The sequence below is a fragment of the Janibacter limosus NBRC 16128 genome, assembly GCF_001570985.1.
GTDB classification, from domain to species: domain Bacteria; phylum Actinomycetota; class Actinomycetes; order Actinomycetales; family Dermatophilaceae; genus Janibacter; species Janibacter limosus.
In genome coordinates this window covers 25,273-49,682 of record NZ_BCSS01000021.1, presented here as the reverse complement: position 1 = coordinate 49,682, position 24,410 = coordinate 25,273, and the positions used below count along the sequence as shown (strand labels likewise).

25 protein-coding genes are annotated in these 24,410 nt (G+C 70.5%); 11 read left to right on the top strand and 14 right to left on the bottom strand.

Annotation, left to right across the window (positions count from 1 at the left end; translation table 11 throughout):
• Nucleotides 1-47: 47 nt before the first annotated feature.
• From JLI01S_RS09540 to JLI01S_RS09510, 7 genes are read right to left on the bottom strand one after another with little or no spacing between them, the layout of a single operon-like run.
• Nucleotides 48-764 carry a hypothetical protein gene (locus tag JLI01S_RS09540; protein WP_157074897.1) on the bottom strand — a complete coding sequence of 239 codons (717 nt, stop codon included), beginning with the start codon at nucleotides 762-764 and terminating at the stop codon, nucleotides 48-50.
• Between the two features lie 5 nt (nucleotides 765-769).
• On the bottom strand, nucleotides 770-1,510 hold the full coding sequence (locus tag JLI01S_RS09535; protein WP_157074896.1) for a hypothetical protein: 741 nt from the start codon (nucleotides 1,508-1,510) through the stop codon (nucleotides 770-772).
• Nucleotides 1,510-2,226, bottom strand: a complete 717-nt coding sequence (locus JLI01S_RS09530) for a hypothetical protein (protein WP_068263777.1) — start codon at nucleotides 2,224-2,226, stop codon at nucleotides 1,510-1,512. Before JLI01S_RS09530 ends, JLI01S_RS09535 begins: the two co-directional genes overlap by 1 nt.
• Nucleotides 2,223-2,966, bottom strand: a complete 744-nt coding sequence (locus tag JLI01S_RS09525; RefSeq protein WP_068263774.1) for a hypothetical protein — start codon at nucleotides 2,964-2,966, stop codon at nucleotides 2,223-2,225. Before JLI01S_RS09525 ends, JLI01S_RS09530 begins: the two co-directional genes overlap by 4 nt.
• Entirely contained in the window at nucleotides 2,963-3,700 is a 738-nt protein-coding gene (locus JLI01S_RS09520; RefSeq protein ID WP_068263771.1) for a hypothetical protein, read from the bottom strand. Before JLI01S_RS09520 ends, JLI01S_RS09525 begins: the two co-directional genes overlap by 4 nt.
• Nucleotides 3,701-3,705: 5 nt before the next feature.
• Entirely contained in the window at nucleotides 3,706-4,455 is a 750-nt protein-coding gene (locus JLI01S_RS09515; RefSeq protein ID WP_068263770.1) for a hypothetical protein, read from the bottom strand.
• A gap of 59 nt (nucleotides 4,456-4,514) precedes the next feature.
• A complete protein-coding gene (locus JLI01S_RS09510) occupies nucleotides 4,515-5,183 on the bottom strand; it encodes a 4a-hydroxytetrahydrobiopterin dehydratase (RefSeq protein ID WP_084349337.1) in 669 nt (222 codons plus the stop codon).
• Nucleotides 5,184-5,244: 61 nt separating this feature from the next.
• Between JLI01S_RS09510 and JLI01S_RS09505 the strand changes: the two genes are divergently transcribed.
• Complete coding sequence (locus JLI01S_RS09505; RefSeq protein WP_068263769.1) at nucleotides 5,245-6,681, top strand: HAD-IB family hydrolase; 1,437 nt, start codon at nucleotides 5,245-5,247, stop codon at nucleotides 6,679-6,681.
• 55 nt (nucleotides 6,682-6,736) lie between these two features.
• Here JLI01S_RS09505 and JLI01S_RS09500 read toward each other — a convergent pair whose 3' ends face one another.
• The gene (locus JLI01S_RS09500; protein ID WP_068263767.1) at nucleotides 6,737-7,429 is read right to left on the bottom strand and encodes a DUF4352 domain-containing protein; all 693 of its coding nucleotides are present in this window, start codon (nucleotides 7,427-7,429) and stop codon (nucleotides 6,737-6,739) included.
• Between the two features lie 141 nt (nucleotides 7,430-7,570).
• On the opposite strand from JLI01S_RS09500, the gene JLI01S_RS09495 reads away from it, so the two are divergent.
• The 3 genes from JLI01S_RS09495 to JLI01S_RS09485 all read left to right on the top strand — a co-directional run bounded on the left by JLI01S_RS09495 (nucleotide 7,571) and on the right by JLI01S_RS09485 (nucleotide 10,856).
• Entirely contained in the window at nucleotides 7,571-8,824 is a 1,254-nt protein-coding gene (locus tag JLI01S_RS09495) for a sensor histidine kinase (RefSeq protein WP_068263764.1), read from the top strand.
• Entirely contained in the window at nucleotides 8,821-9,483 is a 663-nt protein-coding gene (locus tag JLI01S_RS09490; protein WP_068263801.1) for a response regulator transcription factor, read from the top strand. The genes JLI01S_RS09495 and JLI01S_RS09490 overlap by 4 nt, the downstream gene beginning before the upstream one ends.
• 80 nt (nucleotides 9,484-9,563) lie before the next feature.
• Entirely contained in the window at nucleotides 9,564-10,856 is a 1,293-nt protein-coding gene (locus JLI01S_RS09485) for a cation:proton antiporter (protein WP_068263760.1), read from the top strand.
• On the opposite strand, the gene JLI01S_RS09480 is transcribed toward JLI01S_RS09485, so the two are convergent.
• Nucleotides 10,813-11,544 carry a FadR/GntR family transcriptional regulator gene (locus JLI01S_RS09480; protein ID WP_068263757.1) on the bottom strand — a complete coding sequence of 244 codons (732 nt, stop codon included), beginning with the start codon at nucleotides 11,542-11,544 and terminating at the stop codon, nucleotides 10,813-10,815. The genes JLI01S_RS09485 and JLI01S_RS09480 overlap by 44 nt on opposite strands.
• 133 nt (nucleotides 11,545-11,677) lie before the next feature.
• On the opposite strand from JLI01S_RS09480, the gene JLI01S_RS09475 reads away from it, so the two are divergent.
• A complete protein-coding gene (locus JLI01S_RS09475; RefSeq protein WP_068263754.1) occupies nucleotides 11,678-13,078 on the top strand; it encodes a GntP family permease in 1,401 nt (466 codons plus the stop codon).
• A gap of 1 nt (nucleotide 13,079) precedes the next feature.
• Nucleotides 13,080-13,604, top strand: coding sequence for a gluconokinase (locus JLI01S_RS09470; protein WP_068263751.1), 525 nt, complete (start codon nucleotides 13,080-13,082; stop codon nucleotides 13,602-13,604).
• Between the two features lie 102 nt (nucleotides 13,605-13,706).
• On the opposite strand, the gene JLI01S_RS09465 is transcribed toward JLI01S_RS09470, so the two are convergent.
• A complete protein-coding gene (locus JLI01S_RS09465) occupies nucleotides 13,707-15,257 on the bottom strand; it encodes a hypothetical protein (RefSeq protein WP_068263748.1) in 1,551 nt (516 codons plus the stop codon).
• A gap of 205 nt (nucleotides 15,258-15,462) precedes the next feature.
• Between JLI01S_RS09465 and JLI01S_RS09460 the strand changes: the two genes are divergently transcribed.
• Nucleotides 15,463-16,824: an MFS transporter gene (locus tag JLI01S_RS09460; RefSeq protein WP_068263745.1), complete on the top strand. Its 1,362-nt coding sequence runs from the start codon at nucleotides 15,463-15,465 to the stop codon at nucleotides 16,822-16,824.
• A 19-nt stretch (nucleotides 16,825-16,843) separates the two neighbouring features.
• Here the strand turns inward: JLI01S_RS09460 and JLI01S_RS09455 are convergent, their stop codons facing one another.
• On the bottom strand, nucleotides 16,844-18,523 hold the full coding sequence (locus tag JLI01S_RS09455; protein ID WP_068263742.1) for a PucR family transcriptional regulator: 1,680 nt from the start codon (nucleotides 18,521-18,523) through the stop codon (nucleotides 16,844-16,846).
• 116 nt (nucleotides 18,524-18,639) lie between these two features.
• Here JLI01S_RS09455 and JLI01S_RS09450 point away from each other — a divergent pair, with 116 nt between their 5' ends.
• The 4 genes from JLI01S_RS09450 to JLI01S_RS09435 all read left to right on the top strand — a co-directional run bounded on the left by JLI01S_RS09450 (nucleotide 18,640) and on the right by JLI01S_RS09435 (nucleotide 21,896).
• Nucleotides 18,640-19,092: a GlcG/HbpS family heme-binding protein gene (locus JLI01S_RS09450; RefSeq protein WP_068263740.1), complete on the top strand. Its 453-nt coding sequence runs from the start codon at nucleotides 18,640-18,642 to the stop codon at nucleotides 19,090-19,092.
• A gap of 10 nt (nucleotides 19,093-19,102) precedes the next feature.
• The gene (locus JLI01S_RS09445; RefSeq protein WP_084349335.1) at nucleotides 19,103-19,516 is read left to right on the top strand and encodes a Na-translocating system protein MpsC family protein; all 414 of its coding nucleotides are present in this window, start codon (nucleotides 19,103-19,105) and stop codon (nucleotides 19,514-19,516) included.
• Between the two features lie 281 nt (nucleotides 19,517-19,797).
• Nucleotides 19,798-21,294 (top strand): hypothetical protein, encoded by a 1,497-nt coding sequence (locus JLI01S_RS09440; protein ID WP_068263737.1) that lies wholly within the window; start codon nucleotides 19,798-19,800, stop codon nucleotides 21,292-21,294.
• Nucleotides 21,294-21,896, top strand: a complete 603-nt coding sequence (locus JLI01S_RS09435) for a cysteine hydrolase family protein (protein WP_068263733.1) — start codon at nucleotides 21,294-21,296, stop codon at nucleotides 21,894-21,896. The genes JLI01S_RS09440 and JLI01S_RS09435 overlap by 1 nt, the downstream gene beginning before the upstream one ends.
• Before the next feature lie 57 nt (nucleotides 21,897-21,953).
• Here the strand turns inward: JLI01S_RS09435 and JLI01S_RS09430 are convergent, their stop codons facing one another.
• From JLI01S_RS09430 to JLI01S_RS09420, 3 genes are read right to left on the bottom strand one after another with little or no spacing between them, the layout of a single operon-like run.
• Complete coding sequence (locus JLI01S_RS09430; RefSeq protein WP_068263731.1) at nucleotides 21,954-22,391, bottom strand: RidA family protein; 438 nt, start codon at nucleotides 22,389-22,391, stop codon at nucleotides 21,954-21,956.
• Nucleotides 22,385-24,004 carry a gamma-glutamyltransferase family protein gene (locus JLI01S_RS09425; RefSeq protein WP_218005492.1) on the bottom strand — a complete coding sequence of 540 codons (1,620 nt, stop codon included), beginning with the start codon at nucleotides 24,002-24,004 and terminating at the stop codon, nucleotides 22,385-22,387. Before JLI01S_RS09425 ends, JLI01S_RS09430 begins: the two co-directional genes overlap by 7 nt.
• Entirely contained in the window at nucleotides 24,001-24,408 is a 408-nt protein-coding gene (locus tag JLI01S_RS09420; protein ID WP_068263722.1) for a Rieske (2Fe-2S) protein, read from the bottom strand. Before JLI01S_RS09420 ends, JLI01S_RS09425 begins: the two co-directional genes overlap by 4 nt.
• Between the last annotated feature and the right edge of the window lie 2 nt (nucleotides 24,409-24,410).

Here is a 24,410-nt window from a genome sequence, read left to right as displayed (position 1 = left end):
CGAGCTCGGCCGCCGAGGGGGAGCGAGAGTGGTCCTCGTGCGGACGCTCAACCTCCCAGCCCCTCGAGCACGCCCCGCGCCGTCTTGTCGAGGAGCGGAGCGTTGTCCTGGTGGTAGTCCGAGACCATGCGCACGTGGACCAGGTTGTGCCCGTTGGCCACCCACAGCTCGTCGACGGTGACCCCGCCGCCCGGGCTGCCGATGCGCACGCCGAAGGACTGGTCACCGATCTGGGGGACCGCGATCGTCGTGGCGCGGTAGGGGCTGCGTGCCTCGCCGGGGCGGAAGGTCGCGCTGAAGCCGGAGCAGTCCGCGAGCGCGGCGCCGGCCTCGTCGAGGAACCGGGTCGGGTAGCGCTCGTCGTGGGTCCAGAGGGTCACGAGGAACGTGCCGATCCCGTCGCCGGAGTCGGAGTAGCGGGCGCGGTCGGCGGCGGTGACGTGCTCGTCGGCGAAGGTGCGCATCTGCGGGGTGTCGAGGTACAGAGCCAGGCAGGAGGCCGGGTCGGTCGTGCGTTGGCTGTCAGGGTCCTGCGCGGGATCAGCACCTCCCGGGTCGAGGAGGAAACCCGCAGGGGCGTCCTTGGACACCGCCCGCGTCACCTCGGCCGCGGTGAGCTGCTGCCGGTCCGGAGAGAGCCCGGCTCCGGTCTCGGTGACCGTGACCGTGGAGGTGACGTCGGGGTCGGGCACGTTGCTGCTGCAGCCGCCGAGGAGAGCAGCGGCACCCAGCGCCACGACGAGTGCCGTGCGGAGCGGGCGCATCCCGATCACTCGCCGAGGGCGTCGAGGACGCCCTGGGCGGTCGCCTTGAGCTGGTCGTCGTTGTCCACGCGCTGGCTGGTGAGCATGCGCACGTGGATGAGGTTGTGCCCGCTGCGCACCCACAGGTAGTCGATGGCCAGGTCGATGTCGCCGGACCCGATGCGCACGCCGAAGCTCTGGTCACCGAGCGTGGGCGTCGGGATGGAGGCGGCCTTCCACTCGGTCGCGGCAGCGCCCTCGGAGCTGCTGGCGCTGAACTCGGTGCACTCGGCGAGGGCAGCGCCCGCCTCGTCGAAGAAGCGTCGAGGGTAGACCTCGTCATGGCTCCAGACCCCGACCGAGATGCTCGGTGAGCCCGGCTCCTTGGCGTTGCGCGTGAAGCGCACCCCGCCGTCCGCGACACCGTGGTCCTTGGTGAAGTCCTGCTGGTCGTCGGTGGTCATGTACAGCGCGAGGCAGGACGCGGGATCGGTCGTGCGGGTGCTGACCGCCGAGGTGTCGAAGCCGCGGCCGTCGGGGAGGAAGACGTCCGGGACGTCGCGCGCGGTCGGGAGGGCGGCCCGGATCTGCGCCGTCGTCAGCTGCTCGTGCTCAGGTCCCTTGCTCGCCTGCGGCGTGGGCGTCTGCGTCACCGTGACGGTGGACGGAGGTGACGAGGGCGGGGAGCTCTCGCCGCAGGCGGTGAGTCCCAGGGCGAGCACGGCCGCTGCGCCGACGCGGGCCGCGCGGAGCATAGTGGGTGTCATCAGGTCTGCTTCTTCAGCTCGTCGAGGACGCCCTGCGCGTACTTCTTCAGCTCGGCGTCGTTGTTGGCCCCGTGCTCGCTGTCGATCCGCACGTGGATGAGGTTGTGGCCCGAGCGCACCCACAGGTAGTCGACGGCGAGGTTGTACTCGGGCTGGCCGATCCGCACGCCGAAGCTCTGGTCACCGAGCGTGGGGGTGGGGATGGAGGCTGCCGTCCACTCCACCTCGGCGCTCTCCGCCGAGAGCTTCGACGTGTGCCGCTTGCAGTCGCCGAGCGCGGCGCCGGCCTCGTCGAAGAAGTCCGAGGGGTACGGCTCGTCGTGGCTCCAGACCACGACCGACGTGCTGGGCGTCCCGAACTCCTGGGACGGCCCGACGTACTTGACGGACTCCTGGGCGCCGAGGTGGGCGGTCCTGAAGTCACGCATCTCCTCGGTCTGCATGTACAGGGCGATGCACGGCTTGGGGCTGGTCGAGCGCTCGGAGTCGGTCGAAGGGGTGAACCCGGCGTCGTCGGGACGGAACCCGTTGGGCGCGTCCTCCCTCGTGGGGAGCGCGGCGACGACCTGGTCGTTGGTGAGGGCCTGCTGCTCCGGGCTGCGGGTGTGCGTCACCGTCACGGTGGACGAGGACTCGCTGCCCCCGCCGCATGCGGTGAGGGACAGCGCCAGCGCAGCGGTGGCGAGCATCGTGAGTCGGTGGGTCCTGCGGGTCATGGCGTCGTCCTCAGGTCGTCGAGCACGCCCTGGGCGTAGGTCGACAGCCGCTTGTCGTTGGTGTGCTGGTATCCGGTGCGCATCCGGACCGTGATGAGGTTGTGGCCGCTGCGCACCCACAGGTAGTCGATGGCCATGTCGATCTGGGGCCGGCCGATGCGCACGCCGAAGCTCTGGTCGCCCATGGCGGGGGTGGGGATCGTCGTCGCCTGCCAGTCGGCGTCGGAGCTGTCCGGGTTGACCCGCGAGCCATGGCGGGCGCAGTCACTGATGGCCGCCCCTGCCTGGTCGAAGAACTTCTTCGGGTAGGCCTCGTCGTGGCTCCAGAGGGCGACCGCCAGGCTCGGTGCCGCTGACCTCTGCGGGAGGGTGTAGACGCGGCCCTCGCCCTCGACGGCGTGCTCCTCCTTGAAGGTGCGCATCTCGGGGGTGTCCAGGTAGAGCGCGAGGCAGGACTCCGGGTCGGTCGTGCGCACGCTCTGCGCCGCGGCGTCGAAGCCCTTGGGGTCGAGCGGGTAGGGGCCCTCGTTCTTCGTGGGCAGCGCTGCCGCGACGTCCTCGGCGGTCAGCTGCTGCTGCTCGGGGAGGTCGACCTCCTCGGAGGTGGGGGTTGGCGTGCTCGCGGGAGTCGTCGCCGACGACGAGTCGACCTGCGGGGGCGCTTCGCCTCCGCAGGCGGTGAGAGCCAGAGCCGTGACAGCGACGACGAAGGGGGCGCTGCGCCGCCTCGCGCGGGTCACGGGGTCTTCTTCAGGTCGTCGACGATGCCCTGGGTGTACTTCGCCAGGCGGCTGTCGTTGTTCTGCCGATAGCCGGTGAGCATCCGCGCGTGGATGAGGTTGTGGCCGCTGCGCACCCACATGTAGTCGATCCCGGTGTCGACGTCCGGCCGGCCGATGCGCACGCCGAAGCTCTGGTCGCCGACCGTCGGTGTCGGGATCGCATCGGCCTGCCAGTCACCGGGGGAGCCGTCCGGCGACATCTGGGTCGTGTGCTCGTGGCACTCCGCGAGAGCGGCCCCGGCCTCGTCGAAGAACTCCTTGGGGTAGGGCGCGTCATAGCTCCACACCGCGATCGAGATGCTCGGCGACCCGGGCTCCTCCTTCTGGTGGGTGAAGCGGATCGACGCGCTGTCGCCGCCGTGCTCCTTGTCGAAGGCCCGTTGTGCAGGAGTGGACATGTAGAGCGCGAGGCAGGACTGCGGATCGGTGGTCCGCTTGCTCACCGACGTCGTGTCGAACCCGCGGGAGTCGACGAGGAACCCCTGCGGAGCCTCGTCCCGGGTGGGCAGCGCGGCCTTGATCTGCTGCGTCGTGAGCTCCTGCTGCTCCGGTCCCGCAGCCTCCTGCGTCTGCGGGCTCTGCGTGACCGTGACGGTCGACGGGGAGCTGGTGGGCGCGGGGTCGTCACCGCAGGCGGCGAGCGGCAAGGCCAGTGCGGCGACGAGGACGAAGGGGGTCGAGCGGCGAGTCATCGACGTCAGCCTGCCGTGCTGAGCTCGTCGAGGATGCCTTGCGCGTACTGCGTCATGCGCTGGCCGTCGTAGTGCTCGTCGGTGGAGAGCATCATGACCGTGATCAGGTTGTGCCCGCTGCGGACGTAGAGCCGGTCGGTGTAGGCGTCGGTGCCCTCGGACGTCAGGCGCAGGCCGAAGGACCGGTCACCGAGCTGCGGGACGGAGATGGCCTGGACGTGGCGCGTGCTGGAGGAGCCGCCCTTGGTCCACGTGTAGGTGCCGCAGTCGGTGACGTGCTCGCCCGCGGCGTCGAAGAAGGCGGTGGGATAGGGAGCGTCGAAGCTCTCGACGTAGGTGGCGGTGATGAGGTTGTCGTAGTTGCCGAGGGACTTGCTGAAGCGGGCCGCCTCGTCGACCGTGCGGTGCTCGTCGTCGAAGGTGCGGGCCTCCTGCGAGCCGAGCTCGACGTCCGCGCACACCGCGGGGTCGTAGGTGATCGGGTCGTCGCTGAAGGTGGAGATGTCGACCAGCCACCCGTCGTCGGGCATGTCCTCGACGGTGGGCAGTGCTGCCTTGGCGGTCTCGGCGTCGACCTGCTGCTGCTCCGGCTTGTCGAGCGACTCCGGGCTCGTCTCGCTCGCCTCGTTCCCCGTGACCGCCGGGCTGGTCGGTGAGGGTGGCTCCTCACCTCCGCAGGCAGCCAGGCCCAGGGCGCCGATGACGGCGGCCGCGGGGAGGAACGGGCGGATGGTGCGTCGGGCAGGGCGCGTCATGGGTCCGTCTTCGGTGTCGAGGAGCTGGTGGGGCGCCCACAGGTTCTCATGATCGCGCGTTAGGCGTCCTGGCCGTGCGGCTGCCAGGTGCACACGCACGCCTCGTTGCCGTCGGCGTCGGCGAGGACCCACCACGAGGGGGCGAACTCGTCGGTGACCAGACGTCCGCCGGCGGCGAGGACCTCCTCGACGCGGTCCGGTGCCAGGTCGTGGGGGACGTAGACGTCCAGGTGGGTACGGCCCCGGCCCTCGCGGAACTCGCTCTCCTGGAACCAGATCTCCGGCAGCTGCCCGTCCGGGGAGACGAGGCGGTCACCGCCCCCCTTCGCCTCGCTGTGACTGGTGAGGGCCGCCCAGAAGGGACGGATCGCGTCGGCGTCGGCGGTGTCGATCCCGACCGTCATCGAGGTGGTGACCTGCGGGAGGGCCTCGGCGCCGGCATCGGCGGCGATCCGGCTGATCTCGCCGGCCAGCTCCAGGTCGCGGGGGCTGAGGCCGCCGACGTCGTGGCTGACCAGCCGCAGCCCGACCCAGTTGTAGCGCAGGTCGATGTCGGGGTGGTGGTCCGCCTCATCGGCCGCCTTGGCGATGCGCGTGACCAGATCCAGCGCCGCGGCATAGTCCTCGACGGCGAAGCGGGTACGGAGCATCCCGTCGACCTCCCGCCAGTCATGCGGAGCGCGCTCGTTGACCTGGCTGCTGGTGAGGACCTCGGCGTCTTCGCTCATGTGACCCACGTTAGACGCCTGAAGTCTGTCCGGCAGCGGATCTGCTCGGTAGCCTCGCCGCATGACGGGCGCAGCATTCTTCGATCTTGACCGGACCCTCCTGCCGAAGGCCTCGGGTCCGGCGCTGTCCGCAGCGATGCGGCAGACGGGGGTCGTCTCGGCGCGGATGCCCGGCGAGTCGCTGCTCTTCGGCTACTTCAACCTCCTGGGCGAGTCCCTCGGCTCGATCGCCCTGGCCCGCCAGGCAGTCCTCGTGGCCAAGGGCCGCCCCGCCGACGCCTTCGACGAGGCGGCGCTCCTGGCGGCCGACGTGCTCGAGCCGATGGTCGGGCCCTTCGCCCGGATGCTCATCACGGAGCACCAGGAGGCCGGCCGACCCGTCGTGCTCGCCACGACCACCCCGGAGCACCTCGTCCGACCGCTCGTCGAGCGGCTCGGCATCGACGCCGTCATCGCGACTCGCTACGAGGTCGGCGAGGACGGCCGCTTCACCGGGCGCAACGACGGACACTTCGTGTGGTCGAGGGGCAAGATCGCGGCCGTGCGCGAGTGGGCGCAGGACAACGGGATCGACCTCGACGAGTCCTTCGCCTACTCCGACTCGATCTATGACGCCCCGTTGCTGAAGGCCGTCGGCAACCCCGGAGCGGTCAACCCCGACCCGCGGCTGCAGGCGCTCGCGATCGCTGCGCGCTGGCCGGTCCTGCACTTCGACACCTCGCCGGGCGTCTTCAAGCTGCCGGTCCTCGGCCTGGAGCTGCAGCGCGTCGTGAGCCTGCTCGCCCGGCCAGAGGTCTTCCCCTACGCGAAGTTCACGGTCCGCGGCGTCGAGAACATCCCGGCGACCGGTCCCGCGATCGTCGTCGGCAACCACCGCTCCTACTTCGACGTCGCCGCGATGGTCGTCGCGATGGGTCGCACCGGGCGCACCGCTCGCTTCCTGGGCAAGAAGGAGCTCTTCGACATCCCCGGCATCGGCGCCTTCTTCCGTGCCGGGGGCGGCATCAGCGTCGACCGACGACGGGATGAACCTGACAGCCCCGACTCCTTCGCAGCCGCGGTGCGCTCCCTCGCCGGTGGGGAGCTGCTGGGCATGATGCCCGAGGGGACGATCCCTCGGGGAATCCCCTTTTTCGAGCCCGGCATGAGCGGTTTCCCCGGTGCAGCCCGCCTGGCCCACCTCACCAAGGTGCCGGTCATCCCCTTCGCCATCACGGGGACCGAAAAGGTCTGGCCGCGCTCCTCGAGGGTTCCGCGCGTGCTGAACCTGCTCGACCGACCCGAGGTGACCGTGACCTTCGGGGAACCGGTGGACCTGAAGTACCGCTCCGTCCCGCGCGACATGGAGCGGATCTTCGACGCGATCACCGCGATGCTCCCCGACGAGGTGCGCGAGCCGCCCCGCCCGACCCTCGCCGAGATGGCCCTGACCTATCCCGACGGCAAGGTCCCCGAGGAGGACCGCTGGTACGCGGTCGACGGGACGGACGAGGACTGAGCGCGACGAAGGGGGTGGCCGCGGCCACCCCCTCCGCCCCTCCTCCCCCCGGAGATCACTTCAGCGAGACGGTCACCCCGCCGCTGAACATCGAGTCGTGCAGCTCGATCTCGGCCGGCTGGGCATCGGCCGGCATGTCGTAGACGAGGGTCCCCTTCGCCGAGTTGCCCGGGTTGATCTCGTTGAGCCACATCTCGTTGTCCTCCATGGCGATCGCCGCGCTGCTGTCGGTGCTGAAGGAGCGGCCCTGGGTGTCCTTGAGCTTCTGCTCGGAGTCGAAGAGCGTCTGCGACTCGTCGCCGATGTTCTTCACCGTGATGTGGACGAGCACGAACTGACCGTCAGCCTTCTCGTTGAAGTACTCCGAGCCGACCGAGGCGACGCCCTTCTCGACCTTGCTGATCGTGAACTCGAACTTGCCGTCCCGGGCGGCGTCGCCGATGCCGGGCGCGGACTTCTTGGGGGCATCCTTCGTCTTCTCCTTCTTCTGCGGCTCGGGGGCGACGGACGCTGAGCCCTCCTCGGCGGTGGACATCGAGGAGTCCTCGGCGGAGCTGGACGAGTCGCTGCTGCTGGCGGTGTCCGAGTCACTGCCGCCCAGGGCGAGCACCCCTGCGCCGCAACAGAGCAGCACGATGACCAGGGTGAGTCCCAGGACGAAGCTGAGCGCCTTGTGCCGGGCGAACCAGCTCTGCTGGACGGCCGGGACCGGCGGGTTGGCGGGCTGCCACTGCGGCTGCTGGGTCATCGTGACTCCTGGGTTGCGGTGCGGAAGGTGATGCCCCAGATGCAACCGTGCCGAGGGGGTCGTGCGCCTCACCCGAACGGCCACGATCGACCGACCGAAGGGGGGACCCGGGCTGTCCCCCTTCGGGCCTACGATCCGGGCATGGACAAGGAGAGGCTGCAGCGATGGGGGCGGGCGTCGTGGTGGCGCTCGGTGCTGTGGAGCCTTGCCTGCCTGATGAGCACCACCCTCGCCGTGGCGATGGGGGAGCCGCGTGCCGACCGCGTCGGTGGGCGCGTCCCCGACGAGATGGCCAGCGGTGTCTGGATGCTCTACTGGCTGGTCGGACTCCTGCTCATCGTCCTGATGTGGTGGCGTCGTCGCTGGTCCTGGCAGATCGCGCTCGTGGCCTCGCTCGTCACGCTCGCCGTGCCGATCGACCCGCTCGTCGCCCTGGTCGTGCTCATGCAGGTGTGGATGCGCTGCCGGTGGTCGGTCGTCGCGGGGTGCACCGCCCTGGTGACCGCCGCGACCTTCGCCGCGACCTGGCGGGACACCCGGGGCCACTCCCAGGCCGAGTCCTTCTGGTGGATCCTCTTCGGCAGCGACCCGGCCGCGACGCCAGGTCCCTTCCCGTGGTGGGGCCCCGTGATGATCACCCTCGCGGTGGTCACGCTCTTTGCCGGCATCGGCTGGCTGCGCCGCGCGCTGCACCACGCACAGTCCGTCGGTGAGGACCACCGGGTCACGGCCGTCCAGCTGGCCGACGAGGTCGTCCGTCAGGCCGAGCGTGAGCGGGTCGCCCGCGAGGTCCACGACGTGATCGGGCACCGGCTCTCGCTCCTGTCGATCCACGCCGGCGCACTCGAGGCCAACACCCGCGACCAGGACGAGCGGCTCGCGGGATCGGCCAGCCTCGTGCGCGAGTCGGCCGCGCAGACCGCCTCGGACCTGCGCTCCCTCCTCGAGGTGCTGCGACGCCCCGACGACCCGGACCTCGCCCGGGCCGTGCCGGGGCTCGAGGCGCTCCCGGCGCTCGTCGACGAGACCGTGGCCCACGGGATGCCGCTCGTGGCGACCGTCGTGCTCGACGGCGCGACGATGCTCGATCCCGCGCTGGGGCAGGGTGCGTACCGCGTCGTGCAGGAGCTGCTGACCAATGCGCGGCGGCATGCCCCCGGGGCGGGCGTCCGGCTGGCCGTCGTGGCCCGCCCGGACCTGGGAGTGACGATCGAGGCCGCCAACCGCACGGGTGTCGCGCAGGTCGTGGAGGGCAGCGGGCTCACCGGCCTGCGGGAGCGGGTTGCCCACGCCGGCGGCGAGACCCACCTGCAGGTCGATGATCAGGGCGTCCTGCGAGTGGCCGTGCGGCTGCCGTGGCGTCCGGTGCCGACCGGCGCGGGGGTGCCCGCATGAGCGACCAGTCCATCCGCGTGCTCCTCGTCGACGACGACCCGCTCGTGCGGTCCGGCGTGCGCCTGATGCTCGAGGCCTCGGACGATCTGCTCGTGGTCGCCGATGTCGGGTCGGGCGAGGAAGCCGTGCCGGCCATCCAGGCCCATCGTCCCGAGGTCGTCCTCATGGACTACCGCATGGGTGAGCTCGACGGCATCGGTGCCATCGCGCAGATCAGGCGCCTGGAGCGCCCACCACGGGTCGTGCTGCTCACGACCTTCGACCTCGGCGACCTGCCGCTGCGGGCCGTGCGGGCCGGGGCCGACGGATTCCTGCTCAAGACGGCCGCTCCCGACGAGATCGCGCAGGCCGTCCGCGATGCTGCCGCGGGGCACGCGCCGATGTCGTCGGCATCGGCCCGCCACGTCATCGCGCACGTGCGCGGCGATGCCGCCGACGGCCGTCGGGCCGAGGCGATCCAGCGGGTGTCGGTCCTGAGTGGTCGTGAGCGGGAGGTCTGCGTCCTCATGGCGCGCGGTGGCACGACGGCGTCCGCGGCCACTCAGCTCTACCTGTCCGAGTCGACCGTCAAGACCCACCTGCGCAGCGCCGAGGCCAAGCTGGGGGTCGGGTCGAGGGCCGAGCTGGCGATCCTCGTGGACCGGGCCGGGCTGGTCTGACCCTCGCCCGCCGCGAGGTCACCCGCGGTAGCGCAGGACATAGCGGCGTCATTCGCCCGGGACGACCGTAACGTTGCCCCATGCCCGCCGACGCCGCGTACCTCGTCGCGGGGCTGGCCCTCCTCATCGCCGTGGTCATCCCCGGGCTGACCCGCAGGCTTGCCGTCTCCGCGCCCATGGTGCTGCTGGCGCTGGGCATGCTCATCGGTCTGCTGCCGATGCCCGAGGGGGCCAACGTCGATCCCGTCGACTCCCGAGCGATCGTCGAGCACGTCACCGAGTTCGCCGTGCTCGTGGCGCTCATGGGTGTCGGCCTCGCCCTGGACCGTCCGCTCTCCCTGCGTCGGTTCGACACCTTCCGCCGCTGGGGTGCCACGTGGGGGCTGCTCTTCGTGACGATGCCCCTGACCATCGGCGCCGTCGCGCTGCTCGGATGGACGGTCGGTGGGCTCGCTCCCGCGACCGCGCTCCTGCTCGGCGCCGTGCTGGCGCCCACCGATCCGGTGCTGGCCGGTGACGTGCAGATCGAGGGTCCCGACACCGACGCCGGAGATGGCGAGTCTGATGAGAGCAACGAGGTGCGCTTCGCGCTGACCACGGAGGCGGGGCTCAACGACGGGCTGGCCTTCCCCTTCGTCCACGCCGCGATCCTCATGATCACCGCGGGCACCGTCGCTGAGTGGGGCCCCGGGTGGGTCCTCTGGGAGCTCACCGGCAAGGTGGTGGTGGGCGTCGTCGTGGGTGTCGTGGCCGGGTGGCTGCTCGCCAAGCTGGCCTTCCGTGCACCGAGCCGGTCGGTGCGCGTCGCGGAGCTGGGTGAGCCGGCCTTCGCTCTCGCCGCACTGCTCGCCGTGTACGGCGCCAGCCAGCTGCTCGGGGGCTACGGGTTCCTATCGGTCTTCGTCGCCGCGATGATGATCCGCGCTGCGGATCGTGACCACGCATACCACCGCCACATGCACGAGTTCGTCGCCCGGTTGGAGCACCTGCTCGTCTTCGTCATCCTCCTGCTCCTGGGCGTGGCGCTCACGCGCGGGATCCTCTCGCACCTCGACGTGCGCGGCGCGGTGCTCGGCGTGGCCGCCGTGCTCGTCGTGCGGCCGGTGACTGCTGCCGTGGCACTGCGGATCGGGCGGCGACGCGAGGGCCGGATCAACGGTCTGGACGTCCGCGAGCGGGCGGTGACCGCCTTCTTCGGCATCCGCGGCATCGGGTCGCTGTACTACCTGGCGTATGCCACCGGTCACGCGCCGGTCGAGGGTCAACGATGGCTGTGGTCGACCGTCGCCTTCACCATCGTGCTGTCCGTCGGCGCGCACGGCATCCTCGTCACGCCTGCCATGAGCTGGATCGACCGGCATCGCGAGGACTGATCTCGTCCATGGCGTCCTGCGCCTCGGTGACGATCCGACGCATGGTCTCCTCTGCCAGCTCCGCACGTCCGCCCGCGACCGCGGCCGCGACCTCGACGTGCCAGTCGATGGCGCCCTGCTCGGGGATCTCGGGCATGAGGTCGTGCTCGGTCCGACTGGTGAGTGCCTCCTCGACGAAGGGGGCGAAGCCCGCCAGCAGCGCATTGCCCGAGGCCTCGAGCAGCGTGCGGTGGAAGTCGATGTCGTGCTGCAGGTAGGTGCTCAGATCACCCTGTGGCCCCGTGACGGACATCCCGTCCGCAGCTGTCTGCAGCCGCTCGGACTGCTCAGGGGTGGCGCGCTGGGCCGCCAGCCAGGCCGCCTGCGGCTCGACACCCCGGCGCAGCTCGCTGACCTCGCGCAGCTGGTCCAGACGCTGGGGGCCCTCCAGGCGCCAGTGGATGATCACGGGGCTGAGTGACTCCCAGCTGCGCTCCGGCTGGATCGTCACGCCGACGCGTCGGCGGGAGGTGGCCACGCCGATCGACTCGAGCACCTTGATGACCTCGCGCACGACGGTGCGCGAGACGCCGTAGCGCGCCTCGAGCTGCTCCATCGAGAAGACGTCGCCCGCGGCGAGGCGACCGGAGGTGAGATCCGCCCCGATCCGAGTGAGCACGCTGTGGTGCAGCCCCCCGCCCTGTCTCATGCGCTGGATTGTCTCAGACGAGATGGCGCGCCTCCAAGAAAAGGATGATCATTGCTTGCGCTATAAGCATACGTTTGCGACAGTTGTTCGCGCGGATGTCCCGCACGCACCCCCGCCACCGGAGGATACGAAGATGTTTCCCGTCGCCGACGCCGTCCCTGAGCCTGCTTACAGCTCGGGCGTGCTGCTCGCCATCGCTGCTGGGGCCGTCGCGCTCCTGCTCCTGCTGATCATCCGTTTCAAGGTCCACGCCTTCGTGGCGCTGGTGCTCGTCAGCTTCCTGACCGCACTGGCGACCAAGATCGCCCCCGCCGACGTCGTCACGACGATGACCGACGGCTTCGGCTCGACCCTCGCCTCCGTGGCGTTGCTCGTGGGGCTCGGCGCCATGATCGGCCGCCTGCTCGAGGTGACCGGCGGGGCCCAGGTGCTCGCGGACACGCTCATCGCCCGCTTCGGTGAGGACCGGGCTCCCTTCGCCCTCGGTGTCGCCTCGCTGCTCTTCGGCTTCCCGATCTTCTTCGACGCCGGCCTGGTCGTCATGCTGCCGATCATCTTCAGCGTCGCCCGTCGCTTCGGCGGCTCGGTGCTGCGCTATGCCCTTCCGGCGGCAGGCGCCTTCGCCGTCATGCACGCCTTCGTCCCGCCCCACCCCGGCCCGGTCGCTGCGGCCGATCTCGTCGGTGCGGACATGGGCCTGCTGCTCATCTTCGGTCTGCTCATCGGTCTGCCGACCTGGTACCTCGCGTCCTACCTCTACGGTCTGTGGGCCGGCAGCCGCTACATGGTCGACGTCCCGGACCTGCTCGCCGGCGACCCCTCCACCCCTGAGGCGAAGGCCGGCCGACTGCCGTCCTTCGGCCTGGTCCTGACGATCCTGCTCCTGCCGATGGTGCTCATCTTCATCGACACGGGACTGAACACGATGTCGACGACTGGCCTCGTCGACGGTGACGCCACCTGGGTGTCCGCCCTGCGGATCATCGGCAAGACCCCGATCGCCCTGCTCATCACCACGCTCGTCGCGATGGTCGTCCTCGGCTGGCGCAACCGCTCCAAGGCCGATGTCGAGACGATCCTCAACGACGCGCTCGGCCCGGTCTGCGCGATCATCCTCATCACCGGCGCCGGTGGCATGTTCGGCGGCGTCCTGCGGGCCAGTGGCATCGGTGAGGCCCTGGCCGGCACGCTCGAGTCGACCGGCCTGCCGGTCATCATCGCCGCCTTCGTCGTCTCGGCCGCGCTGCGCGTGGCCCAAGGCAGCGCCACCGTCGCACTGACGACCGCCGCGGGCCTGATGGCCCCCACCATCGAGGCCACCTCGGGTCTGAGCTCGATCGACCTCACCCTCGTCGTCATCGCCATCGCCGGTGGCGCCACCGTGCTCTCCCACGTCAACGACTCCGGCTTCTGGCTCGTCGGACGCTTCCTTGGCATGGACGAAAAGACGACACTGAAGACATGGACCGTCATGGAGACCCTCATCGGCGTCATCGGCTTCGTCTTCGCCTTCCTCCTGAGCCTGGTGCTCTGACATGACCACCCACGTCGTCGTCATGGGCGTCTCCGGCAGCGGCAAGACGACCGTCGCGCAGGGCATCGTCGACCGCACCGGGTGGGTCTTCGCCGAGGCCGACGAGTTCCACCCCCGGGCCAACATCGACAAGATGGCCAGCGGCACGCCCCTGACCGACGAGGACCGATGGCCCTGGCTGCGTGATCTCGCCGCGTGGATGGCCCAGCACGCGGCGCGGGGCGAGGACACGGTCATCACCTGCTCCGCCCTCAAGCGGGTCTACCGAGATGTGCTGCGCGCTGATGTCGCCGCCCTCGGCGACGGGCACCGGGTGGTCTTCGCCCATCTCGACGGTTCTGCCGAGGTCATCGCGGCGCGGATCGAGGGCCGCAAGGGGCACTTCATGCCGGCCTCGCTCCTCCAGTCGCAGATCGACACCCTCGAGGACCTGCAGGATGACGAGGACGGCGTCGTCCTGGACGCTACGACGAGCCCGCAGGAGCTGATCGACCAGGTCATGGCGGACGTGGCTCCCGGGCGGTAGCGCTCCGGGCGCTCGATACACCAGAACCTCCCCTGCGCAGGCTTCGTGCCTGTGCAGGGGAGGTTCTGGTGTGCAGGGGGGAGCCCGGTGGCGATGGATCCGCTAGCCGAAGATCGCCACCGCCAGCACCGTGGAGATGATCAGTCCTGTCATGACGGGGAGGAAACACATCCGTGCCAGCTCGAGCACGTTGACCCGGGCGAAGCCCGCGACGGCGATGAGCGAGGACCAGGCGACGAAGGTGCCGCCACCGGACCAGATGTTGCCCATCTGGCCCACCGCGGCGAGGGTCTCGGGAGAGACCCCGACGACGGGACCCAGACCACCGGCGAGCGAGCCGGTGAGCGGGAGACCGGAGAAGCCGGACCCGTCGAGACCCGCGATGATGCCGACGGCGAGGATGCCGAGCGCCGACACGTAGCCGTTCTCCGGGATGTAGTTCTGGCCGGCGAGCACGGCGTCGAAGAGGAGCGAGGGGCCCTGGACGACACCGTCCGCGTTCGGCGCGACCCCGAGGATCGTGCCGGAGAAGTCGCCGTTGCCGATGAAGAAGAATCCGGCGATCGGGAGGACGACGCCCATGGCCTTGAAGGCGAAGACGAGACCATCGACGACGTGCTCCGCGGAGCGCTCGAGGAAGGTCTTGCGGCCCTCGGCGAAGGCCGCGAAGAAGATCGTCATGGCCGCGATGCCACCGACGAGGGCAGCGGCGTCCCCACCGGCGACCCCTCCGTCCTCACCGCCGGACGAGAGCGTGTAGATGAGGTAGGCGATGAGACCCAGGTAGGCGAGCGGCACGGCGATGGCGAACAGCTTGGACACGAAGGGGGAGACACCCTCCGGGGTGTCGAAGTCGTTCGAGTCGGGGTTGACCAGCTCGCCCTCACGCGCCTGGGCGGCCCGCGCCATCTCGTCGAGGGCCTCGCCACGACCGGTCGACGGGGAGTCGACGTGCATGAAGTCTTCGATCTGGTCGACCTTGCCCTCCCACGCGGCGAGCAGCGCGGGGTCGGGGCGGCGCATCCTGCGGAACTCCAGGGCGTAGCCGATGGTGAGGGCGACGCCACCGGTGATCAGTGAGAGGGCCAGTCCACGGTTGGCGATGACCTCGGGATCTGCGCCCGCGGCGGCGGCGGACAGGCCGGGGGCGACACGGATGACGTAGTCGCTCGAGAGCGCCATGCCCTGCCCGGCGACGGCGATGGCGAAACCGGCTGCGAGCGGCCGCAGGCCGGAGCGGACGGCGACGGGCACGAGGACGGCGCCGATGAGCGGCACCGCAGGAGTGGGCCAGAAGAAGAGCGAGATGAGGTACGTGGCCACCGCGATGGTCCAGAAGGACAGGTGACCGTTGCGCATCACCGGGCGGAAGGGAGCGACCATCCGCTTGTCGGAGCCCAGGGCCTGCAGGGCGCCGAGCATCCCCGTCACCAGCGCGATGATCAGGAAGATGTTGAAGAGCTCTTTGGCCGCGACGAGCGTGGCATTGAAGATGGCGGCGAGGCCGGCCGGGAACGAACCCGTGTACACGATGCCCACGAGCATCGTGAAGAAGACAGCGGGGACGATGATGTTCTTGCGACTGAGCATCGTCGCGAGGATCGCGACGATGCCGACGAGATATACCCAATGAGCTGCGGTGATCTCGATCATTGTGTGACTCCTGACCGAAGGTGGGCTGGTGATGCGTCAGCCTGCCGACGGTGCCTCCGAGTGGTCTACGTCACTGGTGCACAGTTGACGGGTGCAGATCCTGTGCACATCTGCACTTGGTGGGCGATGGCCCTGGCTGCAGGGTAGGTGTGGGGAGGCGACTGCCTCCCCTGCGTGTCGAGGAGCGAGAAGGGGGACCCACCGGGTGAGTGTCACGTCCGATCGTCGCGCGGCCGCCGTCGCCGCAGCGGCCCTGCTCCTCGTCACCATCATCGGCACGATGTCCAACAACATCATCAACGTCCCCCTGCGACGGGTCGCGGCCGACTTCGACCAGCCGGTCGCCTACGCGGTCCTGTGCGTCAGTGCCTTCACCCTGATGCTCGCGATCTCCCTGCCGCTCACCGGATGGCTCGGTGACCGCCTGGGGCGCAAGCGGGTCCTGGTCGGGTCCCTGGCGCTGATGAGCGTCGCCCAGGTCGCCGCCGCGCTGGCGCCCAACCTGCCCTTCCTCATCGTGACCCGGGCCGTCCAGGGCTTGGCCTGCTCGGCCATCCCTCCGCTCGTGATGGGCATCCTGATGGTCGTCTACCCGGAGAGCCGGGGACGGTTGATGGGGGCGTGGGCCGCTGCCAACGGTGTCGGCCAGGCCATCGGTCCGCCGGTGGGTGGCGTGCTCTCGGACTACTTCGGGTGGCGTTCGGTCTTCGTCCTCGTCGCGGTGCTGTCCGTCATCGCGCTCGTCGTCATCCAGGCCACGGTGCCGCACCTGGCCCCTCGGGCCTCCCACTTCCACATCGCGGGCGCCGTGATGCTCACGCTGGGGGCCGGCCTGGTGCTGCTGGGGGCGACCCTGCTCTCGCAGCCGTCGGTGGCCCTCTGGCTCGACGCAGCGATCGCGCTGGCAGGGGTCGCCCTGCTCGCGGGGTTCATCAAGGTCTCGCTCGGCAACCCCCGGGCGCTGATCCCGCTCCGGCTGATCGCGGAGGTGCGCTTCGTGCGCAGCTGCTTCGCGGCCTTCGCGCAGATGTTCCTCCTCGGCACCTCGCTGGTCGCGATCCCCCTCGTGCTGACCGGACCGATGGACCTGTCGTACAGCCGGGCCGGGATCTTCTTCTTCATCCTGCCCGTGGTCATGGCCGTCACCGCACCAGCCGTCGGGCGCGTCTCCGAGCGCGGTTCCCCGCGCACGGTGCTGCGGGTCGGCCTGTCCCTCATGGTGCTGACCGGGGTGCTCACGGCGCTCGTCGTCCGTGGCCTCGAACCCGCCGTCGCAGCCGTCGCCGGATGCCTCCTGCTCGCCGGCGCGGCCATGGCGATGGTCCAGACGCCGGCCGCCACGGGCGCGACGCGATCGCCGGCCGGGGCGCACGGAGCAGCGCTGGGGCTGTTCAACCTCACGCGCTTCGCCGGGATGACTGCCGGCGCCGCATGGGTCGCGATCCTCACCCCGCTCGACGGCAGGGCAGCGATGTTCGCAGGTGCCGCCGTGGTGGCGGCGCTCGCCCTGATCGTGAGCTTCGTCGGAGTCAGCCCTCAGCGTGAGCCGGTGTCCACCCCGGCGTGAGCGTCACCGCCGGACGACATCACCCGGAGTCGACGGCCCGCGACGCGCTGTCTGCCGTCTTGGCCAGCAGGTCGAGCTTCAGCGCCAGCCAGAGCGAGAACTGCGTCTCGGGGTCGCGGAGGTCCTGGGCGAGGGCCTTGGACGCGCGGTCCAGCTTGTACAGCATGGTGTTGCGGTGGACGTTGAGGTCGCGGGATGCCTGGGTCAGGTTGCCGCCGACCTCGATGTAGGTCCGTGCCGCCTCGTCCAGGTCCCCCGTGGCCTCGCGCAGCGGCGTGAGCATCTCGCTGGCGAAGGAGCGGCCGTTGGTGCTGAGCGCGAGGTCGAGGAGGGCCACGTGGGTGCGCATCTCGAGGAACCCGACCGGCTCGTCCTTGCCGAGCTGGTCGGCCAGTGAGAGGGCGATCCGCGCCTCGCGATAGCTGTCGCTGATCTGCATCGCGCCGTCGACCGGACGTCCGTAGGCCACGAGCAGGTGCCGTTGGGTCTCGCCCTGCAGGCGTCGGTGCAGGGCCTTGGCATAGGCGCCGAGCTCCCCGCTGCCCTTGTCGACCCCCGAGCGGGTCGCGGGCGCGACCTCGCGGACCACGGCGATGACGTCCCCGACCACCGCGGAGAGCGCCGCCCGGTCCTCGGCTCCGCGCAGCCGCAGTGCCGTGCGGGCCATGTTGGACAGGTGCTGCGGTGAGTCGTTCTCGGCGATGAGCCCCTTGGCCTGGACGATCACGACCCCGAAGCGGCGATCCGTGGGGAAGCGGCGGTGGGCGGCCCGGGCCACGAGGTCGGCGGTGTTGGAGAAGCGTCCGTGCAGCAGGGCGTGGACGAAGTTGCCGCGTGCCCGCTCCTCGGCGCGCTCGATGCTGCGCATCCGCAGGACCTCGGTGCCGATGATCGACACCGCCTCCTGGAGGGCGATCACGCGGCTGGCCGTGTCGTGTGCCGTGTGCTCGTCGGAGGCGGCGATGAGCACGAGCCACCCCTCGGAGCGGTCGGCGACCATGACGGGGGCCACGAGGACCTGGACGGTGTGCTCCTCGACGTCGATCTCGTGCTCGTGCACCGGCTGGTGGTGGGTGTCGAGGGCGCGCGGGAGGCTGCCCTCCTCGGCACTCACCTTGCGAGCGATCGACCCGGCAGTGCTGGAGTCGAGCCAGGGATGCCGGTCCCGGGCGACGGCCTGCAGGGTGTTGGAGGTGTCGAGGAAGGCGACTGCGCAGTCGGTGAGGCGCTCGAGCTGTTGGCAGATCGCCTCCATCCCGGCCCCGCGGTGCAGCAGCGACGCCAGGCGCTCGTGGATGCTCGTCGCATATCGCAGGACGTGGCTCTCGTGCGCCAGGGCCAGCTGGGCCACCAGCCGGATGACGCCGTCGATCGACGTGCCCGAGGTGAAGCCGAAGACGGGCAGCCGGGTGGAGGCCGTGGCCCAGCGTGACTCGCTGGGCTCCCGGACGAGGACGAGTGCCGCATCGCGCTCCTCGAGGACGGACAGCACCTCGGGGGTGAGCACCCCGTCGTCACCCACGATGACGGTGCGGCTCAGGTCGCTGGCGTTGGCCAGTGCCTCCTGAGCGGAGCGGGCCCACTCCAGTGGGGCGGTCCGGTCGCCGTCGCAGATCGGCACCGCATTGCGCAGGGCGTGCTCCTCCAGGAGTCGGGCGATCGTGAGGTGCTCCGAGACCTCGGGGGCCAACATGTCCATTTGTGCAGTTTACGCACTGTGCGCACCATATTTTCGTGCTATTGGTCCATTGAGTCAGGGCCGGCACTCGGCCACTGTTGGGGGCAGACCCCCGACACCGGCTCGAAGGATGAACCATGCACTCGATCTACCGCATCACTCTCGACGACGCCCTGCCGATCCTGGCGGCGGCCCGGGCCAAGGCCGATGAGATCGGGGTGAAGCAGACCCTGTGCGTCGTCGACGAGAGCGGCAATGTCATCGCCCTGCACCGCATCCCCGGCGCGCGCCTCACCGGGGTCGACATCTCCATCGCCAAGGCCTTCACCGCCGCCGGTCACGAGCGGGCGACCCACAAGTTCAACGAGGAGCCGAACGGCCCGGCACTCCCGGGCAACGAGGCCTTCGGGATCAGCCACATGCTGCCCGGCAAGTTCGCCATCTTCGTCGGCGGCTTCCCGCTCGAGTACGACGGTCAGATCATCGGCGGCATCGGTGTCTCCGGCGGCAACGGCGAGCAGGACAAGGCCGTCGGTGCGGCTGCCATCGAGGCCCTCGCCGAGCACCTCGCGGCCAACCCCCCGACCTGAGACCCACCCGATGACGACGAAGGGGGCGGGCAGACCCCGGGTGGCGCCGTCACCTCCGTCGCCGCGCACCATCGGGGAGTGGAAGCAGGAGATCCTGCGCGTCTACAACGCCGTCAACCAGGAGATCACCGGCGCCGGCGTGAGCCGGCAGCGGGTGCAGATCAGCGATGACCACATCGTCGTCGTCGCCGAGCACCACCGGGTCCCCACCCTGGCGACGATCGCGAGGTTCGACGCCGTCCTGGGGCGGTGGGCCGACGCGGCGGTCCTCGATGCGGCCAAGGCCCGCCTCGCGGAGGTCCTCACCGACCTCGGCGTGGACGTGGTGAGCGTCCTGAAGGACTACGATCCGGTGGCGGAGCTGACGGCCACGGTCGTCGTCCTGCGCACGCCGCTCGTCTGCTCCGACGACACGACGGGCTGAGGGACACTCCCTTCGCCTCGATGCATGCCGGCCTCGCCCTGCCACCGTCTCGCGACGGCGGCGGGGAGAGGCACCGCACCACACCACGAAAGACCACGGGAGCTTCATCCGAAGAGCCCACCAGTCCTCGCCGGTGACGGGCCTGTGGGCCCGGGTCCCGACGCCACCCGGCGCCGGGGCGTCACCCGAGCACGAAAGGTCGATCTCGTGGACCACACACCCATCGCACCGTCCCCGCGGGCTCCCGCCGTCACCCGCCCTGCCCTGCAGGGGGTGGCGGCATGAGCGAGCACGCGCACTGGTTCTATATCGCCGGCGTCATCGTCCTGCTCGTCGTCATGGCGATGCGACGCAATGTCATCGTCCCGGCCGTCATCGCCACGGGCATCACGGCCTGGGCCTTCACCGGGTCCTTCTTCAAGGGACTCGCCGCCCCCTTCAACGGCCTGATCGTGGCCACGACCGAGCTGCTCAACATCTTCCTGGTGCTCGCGGTCATCGGTGCGCTCACCGGGGCCATGCGCGGGATGGACATCGACGCGCGGATGCTGCGCCCGTTGGTGCGCTTCATGCGCAACGGGCACCTGGCCTTCGGTGTCCTCTTCGTCGCGTCCTACCTGATGTCGCTCGTCTTCTGGCCGACGCCCACACTGGCGATCCTGGCGGCCGTGCTCATCCCTGCGGCCATCGCTGCCGGCCTGACCCGACTGGGTGCGGCCATCGCGGTGGCCATCTCCGGGCAGGGGATGGCGCTGGCCTCGGACTACGTCATGGGCGTGGCGCCGGGCATCACGGCCAGCGGCGGCCACCTCGACGCGGACCTCATCGCCCACCGGGCGCTCATCCTGTCGTGGATCGTCGGTGGTGTCGCGGCGTCCTTGGCCTACTTCGTGACCTCCCGCGGTCAGCTCGTGGTGGCCAGCGGGGAGACCCCGTTGTCGCGCTCCCGTGAGGTCGTCAGCGCGGTGTCCGCGGGTCTGACCCGTCGGGAGACCGACCCCGTGGAGGCCGTCCGGGACGAGGGGATCCTGAGCGTCGGGGACGGGGTCGGCTACGAGGAGCGACCCACCTCGGACCGGCAGAAGCGGATCATGGCGATCGTCGTGCCCGTCGGGTTCCTCGCCATGGTGATCGTGCTCTTCCTGTCCAGGTTCACCGACCTCTTCGCCGTGCTCGAGGAGATCTCGGGGGCAGCGCTCATCGGTGGTGTGGGCTTCGCCCTCCTCTTCGCCATCTGCTTCCTCAGCGCCGCCGAACCGCTCGAGGCGGTGGCCGACAACATCGTCGACGGACTCGTCTTCGCCTACAAGGCGATGGGCGCGGTGCTGCCCGTCGCGGGGTTCGTGCTGATGGGTGTGGGTGACTTCTCCGGGACGATCATGTCCTTGCCCGAGGGCGCCAACCCGCCGGCCTTCCTCTTCGACGTCATCGTCTCCGGGCAGGACCACGTCCCGGCCTTCGCGCCTGCCACGTGCCTGGCCCTGATGGTGGCGGGCATGCTCATCGGGCTCGACGGGTCCGGATGGGCCGGCCTGCCCCTCATCGGGTCGCTGTCCGTGGCCCTCGGCCCGGCGGCCGGCGTGGCTCCCGAGACGCTCGCGGCCATCGGTCAGAACGCCGCCTCCTGGACCGGAGGTGGCACCCTCGTGGTCTGGTCATCGCTCGTCGCGGTCGCCGGCGTGACCGGTGTCCCGGTGGTCGAGCTCGTCAGACGGCTCTTCATCCCTGTCGTCTCCGGCCTGGTCGTCGCGACGCTGGCTGCGGGGGTGCTCTTCTGATGGCCGCGACCCAGGACCCGCGCCGCTCGGCGCTGGCGATCATCGACATGCAAAATGCCTTCCTCGACCCCGACGTCGGCTTCCGCTTCGCTCCTGCGGCGCTGGACATCGTCGACCCGATCAACGCCCTCGCCCGACGGTTCCGCGAGGTCGGTGCCCCGGTGGTCTGGGTGCAGACGACCAGTCGACCCTCGCCGGCGGACTGGCCGAGCCTGCGGCACCTGCTCGGTGAGGAGGCCATGGACTTCCGCACGGGTGTCCTCGCCGAGGGGTCGCACGGGCACGCGTTGTGGCACGGCATGCAGGCAGCGGCACAGGACGACGTGGTCCTGAAGTACCGGTACAGCGCGATGGTCGAGCCGGACGGTGGCCTGCAGCTGCTCCTCGAGGAGCGCGGGATCACCTCGCTGCACATCGCGGGGACCCAGACCAACATCTGCTGCGAGGCCACGGCCCGTGACGCGATGATGCTCGGGCTGGACACCGTCTTGGTCGCCGACTGCCTGGCCGCGGCGACCCCCGAGCTGCACCGGGCCTCCCTGGTGAGCTTCGGGTCCGCCTTCGGTCGGGTCATCGATTCCGCGGAGATCTTCAGGCCGTGATCGGCACGACGAAGGGGAGGGGAGACGACTCGTCTCCCCTCCCCTTCGCTCGTGCACTCAGGAGATGACGGCGGTCAGCTCGATCTCGAGCGGGGCATCGCCCGGCAGGCTGGCGACGCCGACGGCCGAGCGCGCGCAGACTCCGCGGCCCCCCAGGTAGGTGACGAGGGTGTCGGTCGCGGCGTCGGCCACCGCGGAGTGCTGGGTGAACCCGCTGGCGGCGTGCACGTACACGGTCATCCGCAGCAGGCTGCGGATGCGATCAAGGCCACCGGCCGCCTCGGCGAGGGCGGAGAGGGCATTGGACACGGCGATGGTGGCGGCGTCCTTGGCCCCGTCGAGGTCGACGGCGTCGCCGACCCGTCCGGTGACGGCGAGCGTGCCGTCGACCCGCGGCGTCATGCCAGCGGTGGTGACGATGTCCCCGGACCGGCTCGTGGGGACGTAGTGCCCCTGCGGACGGGGTGGCGGTGGGAGCTGCGGTGGGGTCACCATGCGACAGCGGTTCCTTCCATGCGGGGGTCGGCGCCGGCGGAGAGCACGCCGGATCTCGGGTCACGGGAGACGGCCAGCGCGGATCCACCGGGACCGCCTCGCTGCACCGGGATCTCCCGGACGAGGTGCCCGGCGGTGCGCAGGCTCTCGAGGGTGGCCTGCGGCAGCCCCTCCTCGACCCGCACCTCGGAGGGCTCGTCGACGACGTCGGCGTCGGAGCCGGGGAAGACGGTCAGGCGAGGGAGGGAGACCGCCTGCTGCGGGTCCAGGCCGTGGTCCACGAGGTGGCTGATCACCTGCATGTTCCACTGCACCTGACCGTCGCCACCGGGACAGTTGCCGGCGTGGCGCAGGCCGTCGGCGTCGTCGGCGATCCAGGCATTGAGGGTGTGCAGCGGCTTGCGACGGGGAGCGACCTCGTTGAGATGGCCGGGCACCAGGTAGGCACCTCGACCCAGGCGGTTGTTGAGCACGACGCCGGTGCCGGGCACGGTGATGCGCGCGCCGAAGGTGAAGGCGAGCGAGTGGATGAAGCTCACCGTGCGGCCTTCGTCATCGACGCACACGGTGCTCGTCGTGTCGCCGTCGATCCGTGCCGGGACCGCAGCCGCGGACGGGGCCCCGAGGCCGACGCGCTGGGCGGCGAGCCGCTCCGGGTCCAGCAGCTCCTGCCACGCGCCGTTGTCCGCGTTGACCGTGGCGAAGCGGTCGTCGAAGGCCGCGCGTGCGGCCCCGGCGAAGAGTGCGCACGCCGAGGGTCCGAGGAGGTCGAGGTCGGGGAGCGACCCGTCGAGGAGGCCGGCCTGGTGCAGCACCATCCATCCGGCCGAAGGGAGTGGTGTCTGGTGCAGGGTCAGGTCGCCGTAGCGTGCGCTGATCGCCGGCTCGGCGAGCAGGTCGGCGCCGGCAGCCCACTCGTCGCCGGAGAAGGGGGCACCCCCGGTCATCAGGAAGTCGAGACTGCGCTCGGCGAGGTCGCCTCGGTAGAAGGAGAGCGGGTCCTTGGCGAGGACCTCGAGCGTGTCGGCCAGGTCCCTCTGGTGGAGCAGGCGACCGACGGCAGGGACTCGCCCGTCAGGGAGGAAGCAGGCGGCCGTCGAGGGGTCGGCGGCCAGCGGCACCTGCCGCTCGGTGATGTCGGCACGGTTCTTGCTGGTGCACGCGAAGCCGTTGCGTGCCAAGGAGATCCCGTTGGCCCAGAGCTGCGACAGGTCCCAGCGGGCGTGCGCGGCCAGGAGGGCGTGGGCGGCCGGTGCCCCCGGGACGGACACCGAGAGCGCTCCCGTGAGGGGGATGGCGGAGTGGCCCTGCGAGCGATAGAAGTCGGCGGTGCCACCGTCGGGTCCGTAGCCGCTGCCGCCTGCGGTCCACACGCGGCCGTCCGGTTCGCGGACGATCGCGAAGACATCGCCGCCGATGCCGCACTGGCCGGGCAGGACCACCCAGCTGACGGCTGCCATGGCCAGGCTCGCGTCGATGGCATTGCCACCGGCCGCGAGCACCCGAGCGCCCTCGGCCGTGATGAGTGGGTGGCTGGACGCGATCGCGGAGGATCGGCCCAGCACGACCTGTTGCATCTGGCCGAGGGCGACGGGTGTCGTTGCTGAGGTCATTCGCGAGGCTTCTTGCGGCGCGGTCCGCCGTGCTCGATGTCCTTGCGGCTCACGCCGACGTAGACCTCCCCCTCTTCTTCCTTGACCTGGTAGATGGCGATGGGCGCCGTGGCGGGCGGGTAGATCGGCTCGCCACCCTCGAGCTCGAAGACGCTTCCGTGGCAGGAGCACCGGATGCCGTCGTCCTGCAGCTTGCCGCTGCTCAGCAGGCAGTCGAGGTGCGTGCAGTAGTTGCTCGTCGCGTACGCCTTGCCCTTGAGTCGGGCGACGGCGCACTCGAGCTCGTCGACGTAGAAGCGCCGGACATATCCCTCGGGAACCTGGCCGCTGCGGCAGACCTTGTGGAAGACGACCTCGTCGTCCGCCGGCTGCCGGTCCTCAGTGGTCTCGCTGTGCTCACTCATCG

Coding starts and splice junctions, on each gene's coding strand:
- JLI01S_RS09540 (WP_157074897.1), bottom strand. CDS start 764: ATGCGCCCGCTCCGCACGGCACTCGTCGTGGCGCTGGGTGCCGCTGCT.
- JLI01S_RS09535 (WP_157074896.1), bottom strand. CDS start 1,510: ATGACACCCACTATGCTCCGCGCGGCCCGCGTCGGCGCAGCGGCCGTG.
- JLI01S_RS09530 (WP_068263777.1), bottom strand. CDS start 2,226: ATGACCCGCAGGACCCACCGACTCACGATGCTCGCCACCGCTGCGCTG.
- JLI01S_RS09520 (WP_068263771.1), bottom strand. CDS start 3,700: ATGACTCGCCGCTCGACCCCCTTCGTCCTCGTCGCCGCACTGGCCTTG.
- JLI01S_RS09515 (WP_068263770.1), bottom strand. CDS start 4,455: ATGACGCGCCCTGCCCGACGCACCATCCGCCCGTTCCTCCCCGCGGCC.
- JLI01S_RS09510 (WP_084349337.1), bottom strand. CDS start 5,183: ATGAGCGAAGACGCCGAGGTCCTCACCAGCAGCCAGGTCAACGAGCGC.
- JLI01S_RS09505 (WP_068263769.1), top strand. CDS start 5,245: ATGACGGGCGCAGCATTCTTCGATCTTGACCGGACCCTCCTGCCGAAG.
- JLI01S_RS09500 (WP_068263767.1), bottom strand. CDS start 7,429: ATGACCCAGCAGCCGCAGTGGCAGCCCGCCAACCCGCCGGTCCCGGCC.
- JLI01S_RS09495 (WP_068263764.1), top strand. CDS start 7,571: ATGGACAAGGAGAGGCTGCAGCGATGGGGGCGGGCGTCGTGGTGGCGC.
- JLI01S_RS09490 (WP_068263801.1), top strand. CDS start 8,821: ATGAGCGACCAGTCCATCCGCGTGCTCCTCGTCGACGACGACCCGCTC.
- JLI01S_RS09485 (WP_068263760.1), top strand. CDS start 9,564: ATGCCCGCCGACGCCGCGTACCTCGTCGCGGGGCTGGCCCTCCTCATC.
- JLI01S_RS09480 (WP_068263757.1), bottom strand. CDS start 11,544: ATGAGACAGGGCGGGGGGCTGCACCACAGCGTGCTCACTCGGATCGGG.
- JLI01S_RS09475 (WP_068263754.1), top strand. CDS start 11,678: ATGTTTCCCGTCGCCGACGCCGTCCCTGAGCCTGCTTACAGCTCGGGC.
- JLI01S_RS09470 (WP_068263751.1), top strand. CDS start 13,080: ATGACCACCCACGTCGTCGTCATGGGCGTCTCCGGCAGCGGCAAGACG.
- JLI01S_RS09465 (WP_068263748.1), bottom strand. CDS start 15,257: ATGATCGAGATCACCGCAGCTCATTGGGTATATCTCGTCGGCATCGTC.
- JLI01S_RS09455 (WP_068263742.1), bottom strand. CDS start 18,523: ATGGACATGTTGGCCCCCGAGGTCTCGGAGCACCTCACGATCGCCCGA.
- JLI01S_RS09450 (WP_068263740.1), top strand. CDS start 18,640: ATGCACTCGATCTACCGCATCACTCTCGACGACGCCCTGCCGATCCTG.
- JLI01S_RS09445 (WP_084349335.1), top strand. CDS start 19,103: ATGACGACGAAGGGGGCGGGCAGACCCCGGGTGGCGCCGTCACCTCCG.
- JLI01S_RS09440 (WP_068263737.1), top strand. CDS start 19,798: ATGAGCGAGCACGCGCACTGGTTCTATATCGCCGGCGTCATCGTCCTG.
- JLI01S_RS09435 (WP_068263733.1), top strand. CDS start 21,294: ATGGCCGCGACCCAGGACCCGCGCCGCTCGGCGCTGGCGATCATCGAC.
- JLI01S_RS09430 (WP_068263731.1), bottom strand. CDS start 22,391: ATGGTGACCCCACCGCAGCTCCCACCGCCACCCCGTCCGCAGGGGCAC.
- JLI01S_RS09425 (WP_218005492.1), bottom strand. CDS start 24,004: ATGACCTCAGCAACGACACCCGTCGCCCTCGGCCAGATGCAACAGGTC.
- JLI01S_RS09420 (WP_068263722.1), bottom strand. CDS start 24,408: ATGAGTGAGCACAGCGAGACCACTGAGGACCGGCAGCCGGCGGACGAC.